This is a genomic window from Ruegeria atlantica (assembly GCF_947495585.1).
GTDB classification, from domain to species: Bacteria; Pseudomonadota; Alphaproteobacteria; order Rhodobacterales; family Rhodobacteraceae; genus Ruegeria; species Ruegeria atlantica_G.
Map to the genome: position 1 here is coordinate 880,031 of NZ_CANLZK010000001.1, position 21,289 is coordinate 901,319.

The 21,289-nt window shown below is 58.0% G+C and carries 21 protein-coding genes; 15 read left to right on the forward strand and 6 right to left on the reverse strand.

Annotated elements, in window-relative coordinates:
* The first annotated feature begins 21 nt into the window (after nucleotides 1–21).
* Nucleotides 22–504: a hypothetical protein gene (locus QMP16_RS04285; protein ID WP_113790140.1), complete on the forward strand. Its 483-nt coding sequence runs from the start codon at nucleotides 22–24 to the stop codon at nucleotides 502–504.
* A gap of 12 nt (nucleotides 505–516) precedes the next feature.
* Here the strand turns inward: QMP16_RS04285 and QMP16_RS04290 are convergent, their stop codons facing one another.
* The 5 genes from QMP16_RS04290 to dusB all read right to left on the reverse strand — a co-directional run bounded on the left by QMP16_RS04290 (nucleotide 517) and on the right by dusB (nucleotide 7,764).
* Nucleotides 517–1,926, reverse strand: a complete 1,410-nt coding sequence (locus QMP16_RS04290) for a sigma-54-dependent transcriptional regulator (RefSeq protein WP_108858466.1) — start codon at nucleotides 1,924–1,926, stop codon at nucleotides 517–519.
* Nucleotides 1,923–4,211: a sensor histidine kinase NtrY-like gene (locus tag QMP16_RS04295; RefSeq protein WP_282151340.1), complete on the reverse strand. Its 2,289-nt coding sequence runs from the start codon at nucleotides 4,209–4,211 to the stop codon at nucleotides 1,923–1,925. Before QMP16_RS04295 ends, QMP16_RS04290 begins: the two co-directional genes overlap by 4 nt.
* Before the next feature lie 99 nt (nucleotides 4,212–4,310).
* Complete coding sequence (locus QMP16_RS04300; protein ID WP_282151341.1) at nucleotides 4,311–5,678, reverse strand: response regulator; 1,368 nt, start codon at nucleotides 5,676–5,678, stop codon at nucleotides 4,311–4,313.
* A gap of 38 nt (nucleotides 5,679–5,716) precedes the next feature.
* Nucleotides 5,717–6,781 (reverse strand): two-component system sensor histidine kinase NtrB, encoded by a 1,065-nt coding sequence (locus QMP16_RS04305; protein WP_282151342.1) that lies wholly within the window; start codon nucleotides 6,779–6,781, stop codon nucleotides 5,717–5,719.
* Nucleotides 6,778–7,764 (reverse strand): tRNA dihydrouridine synthase DusB, encoded by a 987-nt coding sequence (gene dusB / locus QMP16_RS04310; protein ID WP_282151343.1) that lies wholly within the window; start codon nucleotides 7,762–7,764, stop codon nucleotides 6,778–6,780. The genes QMP16_RS04305 and dusB overlap by 4 nt, the downstream gene beginning before the upstream one ends.
* Before the next feature lie 181 nt (nucleotides 7,765–7,945).
* Here dusB and QMP16_RS04315 point away from each other — a divergent pair, with 181 nt between their 5' ends.
* From QMP16_RS04315 to QMP16_RS04340, 6 genes are all read left to right on the forward strand, one after another.
* Nucleotides 7,946–9,076, forward strand: a complete 1,131-nt coding sequence (locus QMP16_RS04315; protein WP_282151344.1) for a bifunctional 2-C-methyl-D-erythritol 4-phosphate cytidylyltransferase/2-C-methyl-D-erythritol 2,4-cyclodiphosphate synthase — start codon at nucleotides 7,946–7,948, stop codon at nucleotides 9,074–9,076.
* Entirely contained in the window at nucleotides 9,073–9,570 is a 498-nt protein-coding gene (locus tag QMP16_RS04320; RefSeq protein WP_282151345.1) for a phosphatidylglycerophosphatase A family protein, read from the forward strand. Before QMP16_RS04315 ends, QMP16_RS04320 begins: the two co-directional genes overlap by 4 nt.
* Complete coding sequence (locus QMP16_RS04325; protein ID WP_282151346.1) at nucleotides 9,567–10,043, forward strand: CinA family protein; 477 nt, start codon at nucleotides 9,567–9,569, stop codon at nucleotides 10,041–10,043. Before QMP16_RS04320 ends, QMP16_RS04325 begins: the two co-directional genes overlap by 4 nt.
* A 160-nt stretch (nucleotides 10,044–10,203) precedes the next feature.
* Entirely contained in the window at nucleotides 10,204–11,385 is a 1,182-nt protein-coding gene (locus QMP16_RS04330; protein ID WP_109311760.1) for an ammonium transporter, read from the forward strand.
* A gap of 143 nt (nucleotides 11,386–11,528) precedes the next feature.
* Nucleotides 11,529–12,209: an orotate phosphoribosyltransferase gene (locus tag QMP16_RS04335; protein WP_282151347.1), complete on the forward strand. Its 681-nt coding sequence runs from the start codon at nucleotides 11,529–11,531 to the stop codon at nucleotides 12,207–12,209.
* 225 nt (nucleotides 12,210–12,434) lie between these two features.
* Nucleotides 12,435–13,925, forward strand: a complete 1,491-nt coding sequence (locus QMP16_RS04340) for a replicative DNA helicase (protein WP_282151348.1) — start codon at nucleotides 12,435–12,437, stop codon at nucleotides 13,923–13,925.
* Between the two features lie 3 nt (nucleotides 13,926–13,928).
* On the opposite strand, the gene QMP16_RS04345 is transcribed toward QMP16_RS04340, so the two are convergent.
* The gene (locus QMP16_RS04345) at nucleotides 13,929–14,468 is read right to left on the reverse strand and encodes a GNAT family N-acetyltransferase (protein ID WP_282151349.1); all 540 of its coding nucleotides are present in this window, start codon (nucleotides 14,466–14,468) and stop codon (nucleotides 13,929–13,931) included.
* Nucleotides 14,469–14,698: 230 nt separating this feature from the next.
* On the opposite strand from QMP16_RS04345, the gene alr reads away from it, so the two are divergent.
* The 8 genes from alr to QMP16_RS04385 all read left to right on the forward strand — a co-directional run bounded on the left by alr (nucleotide 14,699) and on the right by QMP16_RS04385 (nucleotide 21,212).
* Nucleotides 14,699–15,733 carry an alanine racemase gene (alr, locus tag QMP16_RS04350; protein WP_282151350.1) on the forward strand — a complete coding sequence of 345 codons (1,035 nt, stop codon included), beginning with the start codon at nucleotides 14,699–14,701 and terminating at the stop codon, nucleotides 15,731–15,733.
* A complete protein-coding gene (locus tag QMP16_RS04355; protein ID WP_282151351.1) occupies nucleotides 15,730–16,512 on the forward strand; it encodes an MlaE family ABC transporter permease in 783 nt (260 codons plus the stop codon). The genes alr and QMP16_RS04355 overlap by 4 nt, the downstream gene beginning before the upstream one ends.
* Nucleotides 16,509–17,255, forward strand: coding sequence for an ABC transporter ATP-binding protein (locus QMP16_RS04360; RefSeq protein WP_108858454.1), 747 nt, complete (start codon nucleotides 16,509–16,511; stop codon nucleotides 17,253–17,255). Before QMP16_RS04355 ends, QMP16_RS04360 begins: the two co-directional genes overlap by 4 nt.
* A 68-nt stretch (nucleotides 17,256–17,323) precedes the next feature.
* Entirely contained in the window at nucleotides 17,324–17,707 is a 384-nt protein-coding gene (locus QMP16_RS04365) for a hypothetical protein (RefSeq protein ID WP_282151352.1), read from the forward strand.
* Nucleotides 17,708–17,711: 4 nt separating this feature from the next.
* Nucleotides 17,712–18,161 carry a paraquat-inducible protein A gene (locus QMP16_RS04370; protein WP_108858452.1) on the forward strand — a complete coding sequence of 150 codons (450 nt, stop codon included), beginning with the start codon at nucleotides 17,712–17,714 and terminating at the stop codon, nucleotides 18,159–18,161.
* 147 nt (nucleotides 18,162–18,308) lie between these two features.
* Nucleotides 18,309–19,091: a DNA repair protein gene (locus QMP16_RS04375; protein WP_282151353.1), complete on the forward strand. Its 783-nt coding sequence runs from the start codon at nucleotides 18,309–18,311 to the stop codon at nucleotides 19,089–19,091.
* A gap of 120 nt (nucleotides 19,092–19,211) precedes the next feature.
* A complete protein-coding gene (gene radA, locus QMP16_RS04380) occupies nucleotides 19,212–20,573 on the forward strand; it encodes a DNA repair protein RadA (protein WP_058271934.1) in 1,362 nt (453 codons plus the stop codon).
* A gap of 39 nt (nucleotides 20,574–20,612) precedes the next feature.
* On the forward strand, nucleotides 20,613–21,212 hold the full coding sequence (locus QMP16_RS04385) for a CvpA family protein (protein WP_058271814.1): 600 nt from the start codon (nucleotides 20,613–20,615) through the stop codon (nucleotides 21,210–21,212).
* Nucleotides 21,213–21,289: the final 77 nt, after the last annotated feature.

Genomic DNA, 21,289 nt, shown 5'->3' on the forward strand with positions numbered 1-21,289 from the left:
AAGCTGGGGCAAGATAACCCTATGAAATCAGTGCTTCACTTACTAATTCCGCTGACTGTCCTGTCCGCTTGCAGCGGCCCACTTTCGCTGTATTACCGCGAAGGTGAAAGCGTGTCGCGCGCGCAGTCCGAGACCACGCAATGTCAGGTCAAGGCAGTGAATGACGTTCCCGTCGCCAATCAGGTGCGGCAAAGCCCGCCCACATACTGGCCGGGACGTACTTATTGCGACAACCGGGGACACTGCTATCGCTCGCCTGGTTGGTGGGAACCCGGGCGCGTTTATACGGTCGACGTGAATGCCGGTCTGCGCAATCAGGTTGAGGCCCAATGCATGGCTAAAAAAGGCTTTCGTCCGATCAGCCTGCCGCCCTGCAAACAGAGCGTAAAGTCTCAGGTTCCACCTGCGCGCACAACGAAACTGCCGCCGCTGGGAACCCAATCCTGCTATGTGAAGTTCGACGACGGCTCATTTCAGATCATCAACCCGGGTCAGGCAGGGTGATGTCCCGGCGGATTATTCCGCCGGTTCCGGTTCGTCGATTTGCGCCACCCGCGCCCCGGATTTGTTCGAGGTCACAACACCAAGCGATTTCAGCTTACGGTGCAGCGCGCTGCGCTCCATGCCCACAAAGCTGGCGGTCCGACTGATATTGCCTCCGAAACGGTTGATCTGGGTCAGCAGGTACTCACGCTCGAACGCCTCGCGCGCTTCGCGCAGCGGCAGGGTTGCCAGTGCCCCAGACAAAACCACGCGACCCGAGTCGTCGGTTTTCTCTTCTTCGGTCGGCAATTCGCGGGCTTCGATTGGACCTGTTCCATCGCCCAGGATCAGGACACGCTCGATCAGGTTCTTCAGCTGACGCACATTGCCGGGCCAGGTCATGGTCTGCAACAATGCCACCGCCTCTTCCGAGATCTCGCGAATTGGCAAGCCTTGGGATTCGTTGCACATTTCAATGAAATGCTGCGCCAGAACCGGAATATCCTCGCGCCGGTCCTCCATCGAAGGCACGGCGATCGGCACAACGTTCAGGCGGTGATACAGCTCTTCACGGAACCGGTCGGCTTCGATTTCGGCATCAAGATCGCGATTTGTCGACGAGATGACCCTCAGATCCACTCGCACCTTGTCAGACCCGCCTACCCGCTGGAATTGCTGGTCGACCAGAACCCGCAGAATCTTGGATTGCGTCCCCAAGGGCATGTCGGCCACTTCATCAAAGTAGATCACCCCGCCATGGGCCTCTTCCAGCAAGCCGGATTCGATCCCGCGTTCCGTTGACTCGCGCCCGAATAGCACCTCTTCGACGCGTTCAGGCTCAATCCCTGCGCAGTTAACGGTGACGAAAGGAGCGTTGGCGCGGTTGGAATGGGCGTGGATGTAACGCGCGGCGATCTCTTTGCCCGACCCGGCTGGCCCGCTCAACATCACGCGGCCGTTCGACTTGGTGACCTTGTCCAACTGGCTCTGCATCGCCCGGAACGAGGCCGATTTGCCGATCATGTCTGAGTTGGTGACCTCACGCCGCTTGAGCGAAGCATTCTCGCGGCGCAAGCGCGAGGTCTCCATGGCGCGGCGGATCACGACCATCAACTGATCAATGTTAAAGGGCTTTTCGATAAAATCGTAAGCGCCCTGCTTGATGGCCGCCACAGCAATCTCGATGTTGCCGTGACCGGAAATGATCACCACCGGGACATCAGGGTTGTCGCGTTTAACCGACTTCAGGATATCGATCCCGTCCATACGGCTGTCTTTCAGCCAGATATCAAGGATCAACAGTCCCGGTGGCTCGGAATTGATCGACGACATACACTCGTCCGAGTTTGCCGCCAGCCGGGTGGAATAGCCTTCGTCCTCCAGAATGTCGGACACCAGTTCGCGAATATCGCGTTCGTCATCTACGATCAGAATGTCGCTCATCTTTGGCCTGCTTTCAGTTTGTTAGTATGAATTGCCTGCTTTTGTGGCGCTGCAGTCTGGGAAATTTTGCCCCCTGGCAAACGGATCACAGCCATCGCACCGAAATGGTCCTGTCCGTCGAATACGGGCGCGTCTTCCAAAGTCAGCGCTCCGCCATGTTCTTCTATGATTTTCTTGACGATGGGCAGGCCCAGACCCGTGCCCTCGTCGCGCGTAGTTACATAGGGTTCAAACAACCGCGCCCGATCTTCGGGCAACCCAATGCCATTGTCCGCTATTGTAATGACCGTCCCCGCATCATCGTTGGAAATGTCCACTTTGATTTGTGGCTTCAAATTTTCCGGGGGACCTTTTTTCTTAAGTGTTTCAATGGCCTCACCCGCGTTCTTTATCAAGTTTGTCAACGCCTGGTTCAACATCGTCGCGTCGACATCCGCTAGGATGGGCTTGTCCGGTAGGGTCGCGTCGATCTGCACATCCGGCTGTCCGGCTTGCTGCAACAGAACAGCTTCGCGCACCAAGCCGACGACGTCTTCCTCACGCCGATCGGGTTCAGGCATTCGCGCGAATTTTGAGAACTCGTCCACGATCCGCCGCAGATCGTTGGTTTGCCGCACGATCACATCGGTCATGGATACAAGGCTGTCGCAATCCTCTTCGTCCAGTTTGCGCGAGAATTTGCGCTTGATCCGTTCCGCGCTAAGCTGGATGGGCGTCAGCGGGTTCTTGATCTCATGGGCAATACGGCGGGCCACATCGCCCCAGGCCGCCATACGCTGTGCACTGACCAGATCGGTCACGTCATCGAAGGCCACCACGTAGCCCTCCAGCCCTCCATCTTCGCCGCGCCGGATCGCCATTCGCACCAGCAAGTTTTCCAACCGCCCCTTACGCGTGACCTTAACCTCACCCTGCACGGCCTCTTGACCGCTGGCTTTCAGATTTTCGAACAAGGGAAGGAATTCGGGAACCGCGATGCCGATTGCCAGTTGTTCTTCACCGCGCGACCAGTCCAGAAGACGCTCGGCCGAGCGGTTTACGAATGTGACACATCCATCCGAATCGACGCCGACTACACCGGACGTCACCGAGCTCAGTACAGAATCGAACAGGCGGCGGCGGCGTTCGATCTGACGCGTGTTTTCCAACAACGTTTCGCGCTGCCCTTTAAGTTGCCGCGTCATCTGATTGAAATAACGACCTAACATGGCGATTTCGTCATCGCTGGCCTCTTCGATGACCTGAACGCTCAGATCCCCGGCGCCGACCCTTTGTGCGGCGGTTGTCAGACGGCCAACCGGGCGCGACAGGCGTTCGGCGAACCACATCCCCAAAGACATCGCGGCAAGGATCAGAATGACTGCAAAGCCCAAGTACAAGAGCCCGAATTCAAAAAGAACCCGGCCCCTTTCACTTTCAAGCTGTTGGTAGAATTGAACCGTTTCTTTGGTGTCATCCAGCAATTTCAGCAGTTCGCCATCCACCTCGCGGCTAACATACAGATACCGGTCCAGATAAGCCTGCAACGGCACCAGCGCGCGGAACTCGTTGTTTTGCCAATCGGCAATGATCAGAAGGCCACTGTCGGTGGCTTCAACCATCTGTTCCGGTGTCGGCGGTTCATAGTTGAACAGGTAGGACCGGTCGCCGCGGGATTTGATTTCGCCACTGCCATCAATGACATATGCCTCGCGCAGGCCCCGCTGAATCTGCGATTGCCCCTGTGCCAGAACCTCGCGCAGTTCGGCGTCCGAGATGTAAAAGTCCAGCGTTCGCGCATTGTCGAGGAATCGGGAAAGAACGATAGCGTCCTGTGTCAGGCCGCTGCGGTGCTCAAACTCATAGGCCTCGGCGGCGGACAGGGATGATCCGACAACCTGACGGACCCGATCCGAAAACCATCCTTCAAGCCCGATATTCACTGTAAGGCCGGCAAAGATCGCGACGGTCACGGTCGGTACCAGGGCCAGCAAGGTGAACGCCCCGATCAACCGCAGGTGCAGACGAGACCCGGCAGATTTTGCCCGGCGCGCAGCGATCAGACTGAACACCTGCCCCAACACCAACGCCGCGACGACCAGCACATAGACCAGATCCGCCAGCAGAATCAGCCGCAGCGTGGGCGCTGCCGAACCCAAATCAAACGGACCGATGACCAGATACGTGGCCAACGCCAGAAGCGGCCCCAAAAGGACCAGCCCCAGGGTGCTAAAATTGCGCAGTTTTCGGGATTTCCGCCACCGATCAATCGATAGGATCAGCCCGCTCTGTGCTCGGGTTGCCACCGTCTGCCCTCATCCTGATGTGCCGCTTGCGCGGCGTACCGCCATATCTCGTGGTCGTTGCCGGGCTTGCACCCGGATGCCACGCTTTGTGTGGCGATATTACATCAGTTTGCGTCGGCGTGTCACCTGAATATCGAGATCGGTGATTTTTTTGCGCAGCGTATTCCTGTTGATCCCCAGCAAATCCGCACATTTCGCCTGATTTCCGCCGGTTGCGTCCAGTGCCTGCTCGATTAAGGGGCCCTCAACCTCGCGCAGGATGCGCTGATACAGGCCCGGAGGTGGCAACAAATTGCCGTGCAGATCGAAATAGCGACGCAAATGACGGGCCATAGAGGCCGAAAGTTTCTCCCTTTCGCCGTCACCAAGAATCGGTTCCGCTTCGGGCTGATTGCCCAAAACCATCTCAACCTCGGCTTTCGATATTTCTTCGGCCCGGCTGGTCAGGCTTAAACGTCGGATCGCGTTTTCCAACTGTCGCACATTACCGGGCCAGGAATACCGCCGCACCAGTTCTACCGCCTCGGGGCTGAGCCAGCGTTTAGTGCCATGTTCCCGTTCCTCGCGGGCAAGGAAATGATCAACCAGCAACGTGATATCGTCCACCCGCTCGCGCAGCGCAGGCACATGGATCGTCGCACCGCACAGTCGATAATACAGATCCTGACGTACCCGCCCGCTTTCCATGACTTCGGTCAGATCCGATTGGCTGGTCGCCATGAAACGCGGAAGATGATCGCCGGGCGTGTCCATCATCCGGACAATACGTGCTTGAACCTCGTCCTCGATATCAGCGATCTCATCAATCAACAGGGTGCCCCCCCGCACCCTGGCCATAATGCGCGCAGGCCCTTCTAGGTCACGCAGATCACCGGCAGTCGCAGTGACGAAGGGCAACGTACGCCGGTCCGAAAAATCATGAATAGCCCTCGCTATCAATGACTTGCCGGTGCCACTTTCACCGGAAATCATGACAGAAAGATCGGTATTCATCACACGTGCCACAAGGCGATACAGCGCCTGCATCCCCGGAGTGCGCCCAACCAGAGGCAGCTCCTCAGGGCGGTCTTCGGCAGGTACGACCGCATCCGCCTGCACGCGCTGCTTTTGCTCCAAGGCCCGTGCGGTCCGCTTCATCAGGTCCGGCAGGTCAAAAGGCTTGGGAAGATAGTCATATGCGTCCGCCTCGGCCGCCTGAATGGCGGTCATGATCGTGTTCTGCGCTGAAATCACGATAACCGGCAGCCCCGGACGGTCCTGTGCGATTTTAGGCAACATCTCGAGCCCGTTGCCATCCGGCATGACCACGTCCGAGATTACAACATCCCCTTTGCCCTCGCCGACCCAGCGCATCAGAGTGGTCAGCGAGGATGTCGCATGCACCTTACACCCGGCCCGCGTCAGGGCCTGAGTCAGTACGGTTCGAATTGTGCGATCGTCATCTGCGACCAGTACTGTGCCATCCATCAGGTGCTCTCCTTACTATCTCTGCCCGTTTGTCCATCTCAGGTCGCGTCGCGCGGCGCGCGTCTGAGGGACAGGCGGAATACGGTGTGTCCCGGAACCGACTCGGCCAAAATCCAGCCGTCGTGGTCCGAGATGATTTTACTGACCAGCGCCAGCCCAAGACCCGTGCCGTTTTCCCTGCCCGACACAAACGGATCGAAAATGTCGCTGCGGATCTTGTCCGGCAGCCCTGGGCCGTCGTCGATGATTTCGATCTGCAGGGGCAAAGAATGCCCCGAACCGTCGCTGCGGCGCAGGCGGAAGGAATGTTCGAAATACGTCCGCAGGCGGATTGTCCCGCCTTTGGGGGACGCCTCAGACGCATTTTTGAGCAGGTTCAACACCACCTGCAAAAGTTGATCTGGGTCACCATAGGCCAGCGGCAACGAGGGGTCGTAATCTTCGATAATCGTCATATGCGCGCCAAAACCCAACAGCGCCGAGCGCCGCGCACGGTCCAGAACGTCATGGACATTGACTGGTTTGAAATCTGGCTGGGTCAGGTTCCCAAATTGCTCGACCTGCTCTAACAGCTTCACTATTCGGCGGCTTTCAGCAACGATAAGATCTGTAAGTTCAAGGTCTTGTTGGCTGATATTCATGCTTAGAAGCTGCGCGGCCCCGGTGATCCCCGCCAACGGGTTCTTGATTTCATGCGCCAGCATTTCGGCCATGCCAATCGCCGATTGCGCAGCAGATTTTACCGTGTTGCCCCGCGTCATCCGCCCCGCCAGTTCGCGTGGGGACATGGTCATGATCATCGACCCCGGATGCCCAAGCAGCGGCGCAATTTGCAAAGCGCATTGCAGCGGCGCCCGATTACCTGACCCCACATCGACATCATTCACGAAAAGCGGTGTGCCCTGTTGGCGCGCACGCAAAAACGCTTCTTCCAGTGGGGCATCCACGGCGATCTGGTCCCAGACCGGGTGACCGATCACTGCATTGCGGGAGGCGTTCAGGAACCCCTCTCCGGCGGAATTCACATCGGTGATCCGGTCATCGGCATCAATAATGAAAGCCGGAACCGGTAGTGAAGCCCAGATGTTTTGGTCCGAGGTCATGCTGCTGCCTCTGCGTCGCCGTGCAGGGCATCGCCCAACAGGCGCAGCACCTCGGTGGTATCCCGCGAGGTCAGAACCGCACGGCGCATGGTGGCCGGGGTCGCGGCCTCATCCATGTACCAGCCCAGATGTTTACGTGCCACGCGCAGACCCAGATCGGTGCCGTAAAAGTCCAGCATCGCCTCATAATGACCGCGCACCATGTCGATCAGGTCGTCATTGACGGGGATGACCGGCGCTTGTGCGCCATACAAATCGTGGCACATCTGGGCCAGCAGCCATGGCTTACCCTGCGCCCCGCGCCCGACCATCACACCGTCGGCGCCTGACTGGTCCAAAGCCGTGCGCGCTGCATTAGTATCTACGATATCCCCGTTCGCGATGACGGGGATCGACACCGACTCTTTCACCGCCCGGATCGCTTGCCAGTCCGCGTGTCCTTTGTAGAACTGGCACCGCGTGCGCCCGTGGATTGTGACCAGTTGGATGCCCGCACCTTGCGCCCGGCGCGCCACGTCCGGCGCGTTCAGCAGGTTGTCATCCCAGCCCAGACGAGTTTTCAGAGTGACCGGAATGTCGACAGCCTCGACCACGGCCTCAATCAGCGTCAGCGCGTGATCCGGCGTCTTAAGCAGCGCCGAACCGGAATAGCCGTTCGTCACTTTCTTTGCGGGGCAGCCCATATTGATGTCGATCACCCGCGCGCCACGATCGGCCACCTGACGCGCAGCCTCGGCCATCCAATGCGCCTCACGCCCGGCCAGTTGTACGGCGGTGTTTTCAACGTCAGCAGACAGCTCAGCCCGTTCCCGAACGCCCGGTTTGGCCTGCACCATTTCCTGACTGGCGACCATTTCGCTGACGACCATGCCCGCGCCAAACCGCATCACCAGATCGCGGAATGGTCGATCGGTGATCCCGGCCATCGGGGCCAGCATGACCGGCGGATTTAAGGTTTTGTCGGCGAGGTGCAGGGTCAACATGCTTAATCCTTGGGCAGTTGCGTCTTAGATATCGAATTCGGCGCATATGAACAACAAAACGGCAGGAAACAAGCTTGCAAAATCACCACTTGCCTATTTTTTAAGCAACTTGACGCGGGTGATTGCCTCTACATTCACCGCAGCTTAAACACTGCGCTCAAATCATCGGAGAATTCGCCCAATGACCACCGCCGCCATCATCGTCGCCGCAGGACGCGGATTGCGCGCCGGAGGCGGCATTCCCAAGCAATGGCGACCATTGGCCGGACGCAGAGTTGCGGATTGGACCATCGACCGGTTTCGCCATCAGGTTGATCATATTGTTCTGGTGCTGTCCGAGGATGATCAGAACGCTTGGGATGAGTTTTTAGGCTCTGATCTGCTGCTGGCAAAAGGTGGCAGCGATCGTGCCGGGTCGGTACGGAACGGGCTGGATGCATTAGATGGGCTGGGGATCGAACATGTCCTGATTCACGACGTCGCCCGCCCCTGCTTAAGCAGCCAGACTATTGCGGACGTCCTGACCGCCCTGACCAAGCATGAGGCTGCAGCACCCGGTCTGGCCGTTACAGATGCGCTCTGGACCGGTGACGAAGCCGATGTGACCGGAACGCAGGACCGGACGGGTCTTTTTGCGGCGCAGACCCCACAGGGTTTTCGCTATGACGCGATTGTCGCGGCGCACGCGGCCCATTCTGGCGGCGCGGCGGACGATGTCGAGGTCGCCCGTGCCGCTGGCATGAACGTGGTGATCGTGCCAGGCGATGCCGATAACATCAAAATCACAAGACCCGAGGATTTTGCCCGGGCGGAACGCGTATTGGGGACAGACATGGATGTGAGACTGGGCAACGGCTATGACGTGCATCGCTTTGGCGACGGGGATCACGTAATCCTGTGCGGCGTCAAAATTCCCCATGACCGGGGGCTACAGGGCCATTCGGATGCGGATGTCAGCATGCACGCGGTTACTGATGCAATCTATGGCGCGCTGGCGCAGGGCGATATCGGTCAACACTTCCCGCCAACGGACCCGCAATGGAAAGGCGCGGCAAGCGAGATCTTCCTGCGCCACGCGGTCGAGCTGGCTGGGCAGATGGGGTACAGCATCTCGAATGTGGATTGCACACTGGTTTGCGAGTTTCCCAAAATAGGACCGCACGCGCCTGCAATGCGCGCGGAAATGGCCCGGCTCTTGGGGTTGCGGGCAGATCAGGTCTCGGTGAAGGCGACCACGTCTGAACGTCTGGGCTTTACCGGGCGCAGCGAAGGCATCGCCTCGCTGGCCACAGCTTGTCTGGTGAAATCATGAACGCGGCGCGCTTGATCGGAACTGTTTGCGGGGTGGGTTACTTGCGCCCTGCACCCGGAACATGGGGATCTCTGGCCGCCCTGCCCCTGGCTTGGGTTCTGCATACGTTGGGTGGTTTTCCCTTGTTGGTCATCGCCACTGTGGCCGTTTTTGTCGGTGGCCTGTGGGCAACCAAAGTGATGACTGCTGGGCAGGAAGATCACGACCCGTCCGAAATCGTCATCGACGAAGTTGCCGGACAGTTCATCGCGCTTTGGGCCATTTCCTACCCATCTTGGGCGCATGGAATTGATATCACAGCCCTTTGGCCCGGCTGGATCGCAGGTTTCCTTCTGTTTCGCCTATTCGACATCACCAAACCCGGCCCTGTCGGTTGGGCCGACCGCAAAGGTGACGCGATGGGCGTGATGCTGGATGATGTGATCGCCGGCGTCTTCGCCGGGATTGGCGTTCTGGTTCTCGCCGGCATCTCACACGGTGTTCTGGGCCTATGAGTGTCGCCGCCTTGCTTGACCGCGCCAAGGCGCATGGCGTGATGATCGCGACAGCTGAAAGCTGCACCGGCGGCATGGTCGCCGCTGCGCTTACGGATATCCCGGGCAGCTCGGCCGTGGTGGATCGCGGGTTTGTCACCTACACCAATGACGCCAAGCAGCAGATGCTGGGTGTACAGGTCGAAACGCTGGACGCCCATGGTGCGGTGTCCGAAGAAGTGGCACAGCAGATGGCCGATGGCGCGTTGAGAAATTCAAAAGCGCAACTTGCAGTGTCCATCACCGGCATCGCAGGCCCTGGCGGATCCGAATTCAAACCCGAAGGCCGCGTGTGTTTTGGATTGGCGGTGGATGGGCAATCGACGACAACCCAAACCGTGGAATTCGGCGCGTTGGGGCGTGACAAGGTCCGGCTGGCCGCCCGTGATCATGCCTTGGACCTGCTGTCACGCGGCCTTTCGTTAATTGCTTAATAATCTAGCACCCCACTCATTTTGGTGCTCATTTAATCACCGGTTCACAAAAGGCCCTTAAAACAGGCGCCAAAAACGCCCTCCGCCTCTTTTTTCCCCGTCCTCTCTCCGCTTCAACGCCAGCCACGCAAGCTGAAGACGCCACAGAGGAGACCGGCTGATGAACGGAGCCGATACCGCCTGGATCATAGTTGCAACTGCACTGGTCCTATTCATGACATTGCCGGGCCTCGCCCTGTTCTATGGCGGCCTCGTGCGCGCCCGCAACGTGCTGAGCGTTTTCATGCACTGCTTCTCAATCGCCTGTTTGATGAGCATCCTGTGGTTGGTCGCCGGATACTCGATCGCATTTGGTGACGGCGGGTCGGGTCTGTGGGGCGGTCTGGGCAAAGCCTTCCTGAACGGAGTTGACGTCGACAGCCTGTCGGGCACCTTGCCCGAGGTTCTGTTCTTTGCCTTTCAGATGACCTTTGCAATCATCACCCCCGCCCTCATCATCGGCGCTTATGTCGAGCGTGTGGGTTACGGGTTTGTCATGATCTTCTCAGGCTTGTGGATGCTGCTGTGCTACGCACCCGTCGTTCACTGGATCTGGGGCGGCGGTATTCTGACCGATGGCGGCATTCTGGGCGAGATCGGCGTGCGTGACTTTGCCGGTGGCATTGTGGTGCATGAAACGGCAGGTCTGGCCGCGCTGATCATCGCCGTGGTCCTTGGCCCGCGCCGCAACCGCACAACCCCGCCACACAACCCTGGCTACGTCATGATCGGTGCCGCGATGCTTTGGGTTGGCTGGTTTGGCTTCAACGGCGGTTCACAATTGGCGGCAGATGGCGGTGCCGCTATGGCGATAACAGTCACGCATATCTCGGCCGCAACCGCTTCGCTGACATGGGCGCTGTATGAACGCATCAAATACGGCAAAGCCTCGATGGTGGGCCTGGTTACAGGTACGATTGCGGGTCTGGCCTCTATCACCCCAGCCTCGGGATATGTCGATCCGGTTCAGGCGCTGATCATCGGTGCCGTAGCAGGCGTGTTGTGTCAGGAGGCCGTGAACATCATCCGTAACAAGCTGAACATCGACGACACTCTGGACGTGTTCGCGGTGCACGGCGTAGGCGGCATCTTTGGCACCATCATGATCGCTGTGTTCGGCCTGGGTGCCTGGACCGCGCAGTTGGGCGGGCTGGTCATCGTAGGTGTCTTTACGGCAGTTGTCACATTTGTGTTGATCAAGGTGGTTGCGCTGATCACCCCGCTTCGCGTAGATGCAGAAACCGAGACAAACGGGCTCGATCTTTCGGTACACGGCGAGCGTGCCTATGACATGAGCAGCTAAGCCCACCTTGGCTGCCTCTTGCCCGCAAGGGCCAAAGCGGGCCTCTTCGTGAGGTCCGCTTTTCTTTTGCGTACACCCCTCTCGACTCTGGGTCTGAGGACAGGCTATCAGCCCGCAATGCCATTCAGCCCAGAGGTACCGTTATGATCCCCAGTTCATTCCCCGACAGCACCGAGATTGCCCGCCTGACCGCGCGGATGTTGCTGGAGATCAAGGCTGTCCACTTCAATTCGCGTGAGCCGTTCACGCTGGCCAGCGGATTACCCAGCCCGACTTACATCGACTGCCGCAAGCTGATCTCTTACCCGCGAATCCGGTCGACCCTGATGGATTTCCTGACCGTCACTGTGATGCGCGAAGCGGGTTTTGAGGCGTTCGACAATATCGCAGGTGGTGAGACTGCGGGCATTCCATTCGCCGCAATGGTCGCAGAGCGTATGGCGCTGCCGATGACCTATGTCCGCAAAAAGCCCAAAGGATACGGTCGCAACGCCCGTATCGAAGGCGCGATGAGCGAGGGAGAGCGCGTGCTGCTGGTCGAGGATCTGACCACCGATGGCGGGTCCAAGCTGTCCTTCGTGGATGCGATCCGCGAAACAGGTGCCACTTGCGGGCACACGGCGGTCATCTTCTACTATGGCATCTTCCCCGAGACCGAAAAAACGTTGGGCGACCACGGCATCCAATTGCATCACCTGTGCACATGGTGGGATGTTCTGGCCGAGGCCAAAGCGCAGAAAGCCTTTGATCAGGAAACACTTGACGGTGTCGAAGCTTTCCTGAAAGACCCGCGTGGCTGGCAGGAAGCAAGTAAATCCACGTAAACCTCTTGTGGACAGATTGGGGATAAGCCCAGAAGAATCGGTCGACCGGCCACGATATCTGGTGACTTTTCCCCCAATTCCTACATAATAAGCTACGCATACACAGGTATCCAAACTGTCAGGAAAGTTATCCCAAGGCTTTATCCATAGTTAGCCACAGGTATTTCCAGATAGCCGACACGCCAAAATAGCGTGTAGAAAGCGCCGCAGGGCAGCGGGGACAAAATGAACGAGATAAGCAGTATCGAGCAGGCAGCAGCTCGGATTCAGAACGCCGAAACCATGCCGCATTCCATTGAGGCCGAACAGCAGCTTCTGGGTGCGATCCTGACCAATAACGATCTTTATGATCGGGTCGCCTCTATCATCGGGGCCGAGCATTTCTATGACCCGGTTCACTCCCGGATTTATGAGGTCGCCTCGACCCGGATAGCTAAGAATGCGCTGGCCTCGCCTGTGACGTTGAAATCCTTCATGGCCGAGGATGAGGGCTTGCAGGAACTGGGTGGCCCGGCCTATCTGGTCAAACTGGCGGGCGCATCGATCAGCGCCTTTGCGGTGCATGACTATGCCCAGATGATTTATGATCTGGCAATCCGGCGCGAGCTGATCCGCCTGGGCCGCGATATCTCGGACAAGGCAGCGCGGGTCGACATCAGCAGCGAACCAAAAGAACAAATCGTCGAAGCCGAGCAACATCTTTATCAGTTATCCGAGCAGGGCCAGACCGAACAGGGATTTCAATCCTTCCTCAAGGCGGTCACAGAAGCCGTCAACGTCACCAACGAAGCGTACCAGCGCGGCGGTGGCATGGCAGGGATTTCCACCGGTCTGGCCGACTTGGACAAACAACTGGGTGGCTTGCACCCGTCTGACCTGATCATTCTTGCCGGTCGTCCGTCGATGGGAAAAACCTCTCTGGCGACCAACGTGGCATTCAATGTCGCCAAGGCGTACAAACGTGGGCTGAAACCAGACGGCTCAGAGGGCGCGGTTGACGGCGGTGTCGTTGGCTTTTTCTCATTGGAAATGAGTGCCGAACAGTTGGCCGGTCGGGTTCTGGCTGAAGCCTCCGAAATCTCATCCCATAAGATCCGCCAGGGTGACATGACCGAGTCCGAGTTCCGCCGCTTTGTTGACGCGGCCAAGGAACTGGAAGCCTGCCCGCTTTTCATTGACGACACGCCCGCCCTACCGATATCGCAGCTGGCGGCTCGGGCACGCCGTTTGAAGCGGACACATGGTTTAGACCTGCTCGTTATCGACTACCTGCAGCTGTGCCGGGGAATGGCCGAAAACCGCGTCAACGAAATTGCCGAAATCTCGATGGGCATGAAAGCCATCGCCAAGGAATTGCAAATTCCGGTGATCGCCCTGTCCCAGCTTTCGCGTCAGGTTGAAAACCGCGACGACAAGCGCCCACAACTGTCCGACTTGCGGGAATCAGGCTCGATCGAACAGGACGCCGACGTGGTGATGTTCGTGTACCGTGAGGAGTACTACAAGGAACGCGAAAAGCCCGGCGATCACGAACTTGAAAAGATGGAAGAGTGGAAACAGGCAATGGAACGTCTGCACGGCAAGGCCGAAGTCATTGTCGGCAAGCAGCGCCACGGTCCCATCGGCACGGTTGACCTCTCGTTCGAGGCGCAGTTCACCCGATTTGGAAATCTGGTCAAACCCTGGCAACAGGACGGACAGATTGAGGGGTATTAACCCTCACCACAACTCGGGTTTGTTGAATGCACTGACACAGTGAGATGGCCCCTTGAACGGCGCCATCTCAGCCCCTGTCAACGATTGCCCCAACCACCCGTGCGGATGGCTTAACGGCAGAGGAGCTTGGGCGACTTTTTCTGAAATCGGAAAAAACCCGGTTTTGCCGTAGTAGTTCGGGTCGCCGTAAGTCACCACAAAATCCACTTTGTCACGGCGCAGCTCGTCCAACCCAAACGCGATCAGTCGCTGCCCTATCCCCGCTTTCTGGCTATCCGTACGCACGGCAACCGGCGACATCAGGAACACCTGTCGCGGATCTTGGTCAAAGCGCAGCCGCGAAAACAGGATGCAACCCAGCACTTGGGGGCCATCATGGGCAATGGCTGCACTCAAATCACCGTCAGGCGTTGTGGCCAACAGATCCGAAACCAACGCGCCGATCGCGGTCCCTTCTTCATCGCTTGCCGAAGCCGTGAACACCCTCCTGAACAAGCCGGGCAGCGCGGCCTCCCATTCATCTTTCCCTGTCGTGAATTTCATGGTGAACTCTCTCCAATCGTACGTGGGTCTGTATCTGGTTCAACGATTACACGCCGATGCACCCGGTTGAACATAGGACGGATACAATGGCGATGCAGAGGCGAGCCGAACATGTTTTTACGCCAATGCCTTGCACCGTTGGCCAATAGTTGCCCATGAACGCGGACAAGTTTGCATTAATAGCCGCCTACCCCCTTGACCTGCCGTGATCCAATGTCATGAACGGTTCCATGAGTACCGCACGTTTGACGATTAATCTTCAGGCGCTGGCCAGCAACTGGCGCGCGCTCGATGCAAAAACGGATGTCGAAACCGGCGCCGTGGTCAAAGCTGACGCCTACGGCCTGGGGGCCGAGCCTGTGTCCGCGACCCTGGCAGAGGAAGGCGTTCGCAAATTCTTTGTTGCAGTTGCCGAAGAAGGGGTTGCCGTGCGTAAGGCCATCGGCCCCGGACCGATGATCGCTGTATTCTCGGGTCATATGGAAGGTGACACCGATCTGCTGCGCGATCACGATCTGACGCCGCTGATCAATGCGCCCGAGCAATTCATGCGCCATCAACAGGCGCTTCCGGATCATCCCTTTGGTATTCAGCTGGACAGCGGCATGAACCGCCTTGGTCTGGAACCTGCTGACTGGGCTGAACTGCGCCCAAAGGCCGAGGCACTGAACCCCGCCGTAATGATGTCGCACTTGGCCTGTTCGGACGAACCTGATCATCCAATGAATCGCCAGCAACTGAAGACCTTCCGCGAGATGACTGATGGCACCGCATCACCAAGGTCGTTGGCGGCCACGGGCGGTACGTTTCTTGGACCCGAATTCCACTTTGATTTCTGCCGCCCCGGCGTCGGCCTGTACGGCGGCATGCCTTTTGCCGAAGCGAAACCGGTGGTGACGGTTGACCTGCCGGTGATCCAAGTTCGCCCGGTCGACGTCGGTGAAACGGTCGGATACGGCAACAGTTGGATTGCGCGTCGTCCCTCTCGCATTGCAACCGTTGCCGCCGGTTACGCTGATGGTTTGCACCGCGCGATCGGTGGTGGGATCGACGTGTTTTTTGGCAACCAGCCCTGCCCGGTTGTCGGGCGCATTTCGATGGATCTGATCACGGTCGACGTCACCGATCTGCCCGAAGATCCCGAACGCCTGCGCATCCTGAACGGACATCAAACAGTCGACGACCTGGCCGAAGCCGCCGGCACCATCGGATATGAAATCCTGACGTCGCTGGGTGCACGCTATTCCCGGGGATACGTCGAATGAACCCTTTGGCCGTGCTGGGTGGGTTGGGCCGTGCTGTCCTGTCCATGCTTGCCAATTTTGGCAAGGTGGGAATATTCGCGCTGGACGCGATATCACACATCTTTCGGCCACCGTTTTACCCGCGCGAATTTGCCGTTGCCCTGATGAATGTAGGCTGGCTGTCACTGCCGGTTGTTGGCCTGACCGCAATCTTCACTGGTGGTGCGCTGGCCTTGCAAATCTATGCGGGCGGCGCGCGTTTCAACGCCGAGGCCGTGGTACCCCAGATCGTTGCCATCGGCATGGTGCGCGAACTTGGGCCGGTGCTGGTTGGCCTTATGATCGCCGCGCGCGTAACCTCATCCATTGCAGCAGAAATCGCTACGATGAAAGTGACCGAGCAAATCGACGCGCTGGTCACCCTGTCGACCCACCCGATGAAATACCTGACCGCACCGCGCGTTCTGGCCGCTCTGATCACCGTGCCGTTGCTGGTCGGGATCGGAGATATCATCGGCATAGCAGGCGGTTATGTCGTTGCGACCCAAAATCTGGGTTTTAACGCAGCGACTTATCTGCAAAACACCGTCAATTTTCTTGAGACCAAGGACATCGTGTCGTCTCTGGTAAAGGGCGCGGCCTTCGGCCTGATCGCGGCCATCATGGGCTGCTACTACGGCATGAATTCCGGCCGCGGCGCACAGGGTGTGGGCCGGGCCACCAAATCCTCGGTCGAATCCGCCGCGATCATGATCCTGGCCGCCAACTTCATTCTCACAGGGGTGTTCTTCTCGGTATGATCAGGATGGAGAACGTAGCAAAAGCCTTTGGCGACAATCAGGTTCTGCAGAGCATGAGCCTTGAGATCCCCAAGGGAACCTCGATGGTCATCATCGGTGGTTCAGGCACCGGCAAGTCCGTGGCTCTGAAGTGCATTCTGGGCCTGATCAAGCCCGACAGCGGCATGATCTACGTGAACGGCAAAGACGCGGCCAAGGGCGACCGCGATAAGTTTTTGGCCCGCTTTGGAATGCTGTTTCAGGGCGCGGCGCTGTTCGACTCCCTGCCCGTCTGGCAGAACGTTTCCTTCCGCCTGCTGCGCGGTCCGTTGAAGCGCCCCGCCGAATACGCGCGTGAGATCGCCATCGAGAAACTGCGCCGAGTGGGCCTTAAATCCGATGTCGCCGACCGCTTTCCGTCGGAACTGTCCGGCGGAATGCAGAAGCGCGTGGGCCTTGCCCGTGCCATCGCCGCCGAGCCCGAGATCATCTTTTTCGACGAGCCCACCACCGGCCTGGATCCGATCATGTCCGGCGTCATCAACGATCTGATCCGCGAGATCGTGACCGAGATGGGCGCCACCGCGATGACCATCACTCACGACATGAGCTCGGTCCGCGCGATTGCCGACAACGTGGCCATGCTGCACGGAGGGGTCATCCAATGGACCGGCCCGGTCAGCCAGATGGATGCCTCGGGCGATCCTTATGTCGAGCAGTTTATCAGCGGGAGTGCGGAAGGGCCGATTGAGGCGGTGCGGTGATAAGTAGCTCGAGCATTCTTGAGGTTTCGAACATTGTAAGGCTTTTAGGCCTCGCCTATTTAACTGGATTGGGGGTTTCAACATCAGGCGCCTTTCCTGCATTTGGAAAGTCTCTCGCTTCAAAAGTCAAATACGCCCAAGCCCAAGCGCACATTCACCGCCAGCAATTCGGTTGGGGCGTTGGAGAGGCTCCAGACAAAGTGGTCAAAACTAAGAACCCCGTCCTATTGTCGCTACTCACGGTTTTTCTTATTGCGATGGCGTACTTTGGTTTGGTCTGGGTAAGGAATGCTCAGATTCCAGCGCTAAATTTTGCACTAGGTTTTTCCTTTTTCGGATTAGGGCTGTTTTTACGTAAGCAATTCTTGCACGACTGGACAGGCCGACCATGGAAACTCGATTTCGCGAGTTTTCTGATTGGACTATTATTCGTTGTTACCCAAAAAATATGAAGCCATGTTACGCCTCGCTACCCTCTCGCTCCTGATCCTCTACCCCATCGCGTGGTTCGCCCCGCTGATGCGCGCGGGGTTCCTGCCGATCTTCGGCCTCAGCGAGATCAGCGTCATCACCGGCCTGCAATCGCTGTGGAAATCAGACGTCTTCCTCGCGCTGATCGTCACCATTTTCGCCCTCTTCGCGCCCTATATCAAAACAATCGGTACCGCCCTGATCCAATGGGACATGCTGGACCCACGCGTCCAACCCGCACTCAACATCCTCGGGAAACTGGCTATGGCCGACATTTTCCTCATCGCGCTTTACATCACGCTGGCCAAGGGTATCTCTTACGCAACCATCGAAACCGCGTGGGGTCTTTACCTGTTTACGGCGTGCATTCTGGCCTCGCTCGCATTGGGCCACATTACCGAAATGACACGCAGATCACGAAATCCTCAGACGTAATTGATTGAAAACGCTTATCTGAGTATCATCTTTATATTTCGAGCAGAAAATTTTTGTAGTTTCGGTCCTGAGCGGATCATTCTGTGTGTGTTAGATGTTCCCCGCTTTGGGCTGGTGTGTTCCGGTTTCAAAAGGAGTTCGTCTAAGATGACTGCCCTCCATAACATCACATTGCAATTTCAGAATGCCTTTTTAAGACTGACTTTTTTCCTCATTTGCACCGCGGCATTGTTCCTGGTCGGTGTCTGTCTTTTATCCGCTTTGGGGGTTCTGCCCTGGCTGTCCATGCAGGCCGGTTTCGGCAACGATCCGGCTATGGACGCGGGCATGTATATCCAGGTCGGCTTGACCGTGCTGATTCTCATGCTGGCGTTCTATCTGCCCGCTAATGCCCGGATGATGGCGCTTGAAACGTCACATCGTAAGTTCTCATTGAACATGTATGACGTGGCTCAGGCCTACCAATTGGCTCATTCAGCGGATCGCGGCGAAACGTTTCTGCTGTCCTCAGAATTCGACGCAGTTAAGGAAAGGATGGCCTTCCTGCGCCACCACCCCGACCTGCAATCGCTCGAACCCGAAATCCTGGAGTTGGCCGCACAAATGAGCCACATTAGCCAAGAGCTGGCAGAAACCTATGGCGATGCCCGCGTCAGCCGTGCCCGCACGTTCCTGCAGCAACGTCAGGAAGAGATTGAAACGTTCCAGAAACGGATCGAAGAAGCACAGGTCATCCAGCACGAGCTGCGCCAATGGACCCACGATATCGAGATGGAAGAATCCATTGCCAAATCGCAGCTGGCGCGTTTGCGGGACGAACTGTTTGAATTGCTGCCCGAATTGTCGGCACAGCTTCAATCGCCCGTCGACGACCGCGATCCCAAGAAATCGAGCGTCATAGCGATGTCGCCGCCCCGCGCCGCCGAATAGGCGCGATAATGCCCGCCGGGAACGATGGCTCATCGGGCCTGAGGACGCGGCGCGCCACCGGCGGAGATGAAAGCCCTGCTAGGGCTTGAAGAACCGCCCGCGCTCGGGCACCAAGGCCGAATGGCAAAGACAACTTTCTCCTGCTCGGCCTGTGGCGCAACGCATTCCCGGTGGTCCGGTCGGTGCGACGGCTGCGGTGAATGGAACACAATCACGCAAGACGTACCTCTTTCGGCTGGCCCTGCAAAGAAATCCCTCGGCGGCAAACGTGGCCAGTCCATTACACTCACGGACCTGTCGACCGAGGAAACACCGCCGCCGCGCACCTTGTGCGGCGTAGAAGAACTAGACCGCGTTTTGGGTGGCGGTCTGGTCCCGGCCTCGGCCCTGCTGGTTGGGGGCGATCCAGGTATTGGCAAGTCGACGTTGCTGTTACAGGCCGCAGCGCGGTTTGCACGTGCGGGCGTCAAGACGATTTACGTGTCTGGCGAAGAAGCCAGCGCGCAGGTGCGCATGCGCGCGCGCCGTCTGGGTCTAGAGGACGCACCGGTCCAACTGGCCGCCGAAACCAACCTGCGGAACATTCTGACGACGCTTGAAGCAGAGAAACCCGGTCTGGCCATCATCGACTCGATTCAGACCATGTGGGCCGACAATGTGGACAGCGCACCGGGCTCGGTGTCACAAGTCCGGGCCGCAGCACATGAATTGACCACGTTTGCGAAACGGCACGGTGTTTCAATCATCATGGTCGGCCACGTCACCAAAGAAGGCCAAATTGCAGGTCCTCGCGTCGTCGAACATATGGTCGACACCGTTCTTTACTTCGAAGGCGAACGCGGCCATCAGTTCCGCATCCTACGGGCGGTCAAGAACCGCTTTGGCCCTGCGGACGAGATCGGCGTGTTCGAGATGACAGGCAAAGGGCTTGCACAGGTCACAAACCCTTCGGCTTTGTTTCTGTCCGAGCGCGGCAAACCAAGCCCCGGATCGGCCGTATTTGCAGGGATCGAAGGCACACGCCCCGTTTTGGTTGAACTACAAGCACTTGTGGCCCCGTCCCCACATTCACAACCGCGCCGTACCGTTGTTGGTTGGGACAGTGGGCGTCTGGCAATGATCCTCGCCGTGCTCGAAGCACGCTGCGGCATCCCTTTTGCAGGTCTCGATGTGTACCTCAATGTCGCTGGCGGATTGAAAATCGGTGAACCTGCCGCAGATCTGGCCGTTGCAGCAGCCCTGTTGAGTGCCCGAGAAGACACAGCCCTGCCTGCAGATACCGTTGTTTTCGGAGAAATCTCGTTATCTGGGGCACTTAGACCGGCCCCGCAGACCGAAAACAGGTTGAAAGAAGCTCAAAAACTTGGTTTCACATCGGCAATCGCTCCGGCGGGCGGCAAAACCGGTACTGTGGCAGGTCTGACACTCACCCGACCCTCTGATTTGGTTGGGTTTGTTGGCGAAACCTTCGGAGCAGGTTAAAGTCGCCCCCTGAGGGGCAGAAAAAAACAGGCGAGGGCCATGGAAGGTTTTACAATAATTGACGGGGTCGTTGCCCTGATCGTCGTCGTTTCAGGCATTCTTGCCTATTCGCGCGGCTTCTTACGTGAGGTTCTGGCCATCGCAGGCTGGGTCGCAGCCGCAGTGCTGGCCTTTATTTTCGCGCCCCAAGCGGTGCCACTGGTCAAAGAGATCCCGGTTGTTGGGGATTTCCTGCGCGACAGCTGCGAATTGTCCGTCATTACGGGCTTTGCTGCGGTGTTTGCAGTTGCACTTATTATTGTCAGCATCTTTACGCCCTTGTTTTCGTCGATCGTCCAGCGATCTGCTTTGGGCGGACTGGATCAGGCACTTGGCTTTTTCTTCGGCATCGCCCGCGGCATCCTGTTGGTTGCCATCGCGTTCTTTGTCTATGACACGGTCATGACGGGTCAGTCCTATACGATCGTTGACGAAAGCCGCTCGGCCAAGGTGTTCGAACAGTTCAGCGACAAGATCGAAGAACAGAACCCCGAAGCGGCTCTTGGCTGGGTCACCCGCCAATATGAAGAACTGGTCGCCAGCTGTGCGGAAGGTTCCGCACCGGCCGAGGATCTGACAGCCCCTACGACTACGGAATAAATGCCTGGCACGGGTCCCACCCATGCCGCAATTGTTGAAACGAGCCGCCGCTTTGCCGGCGGCTCGTCTTCGTTTGT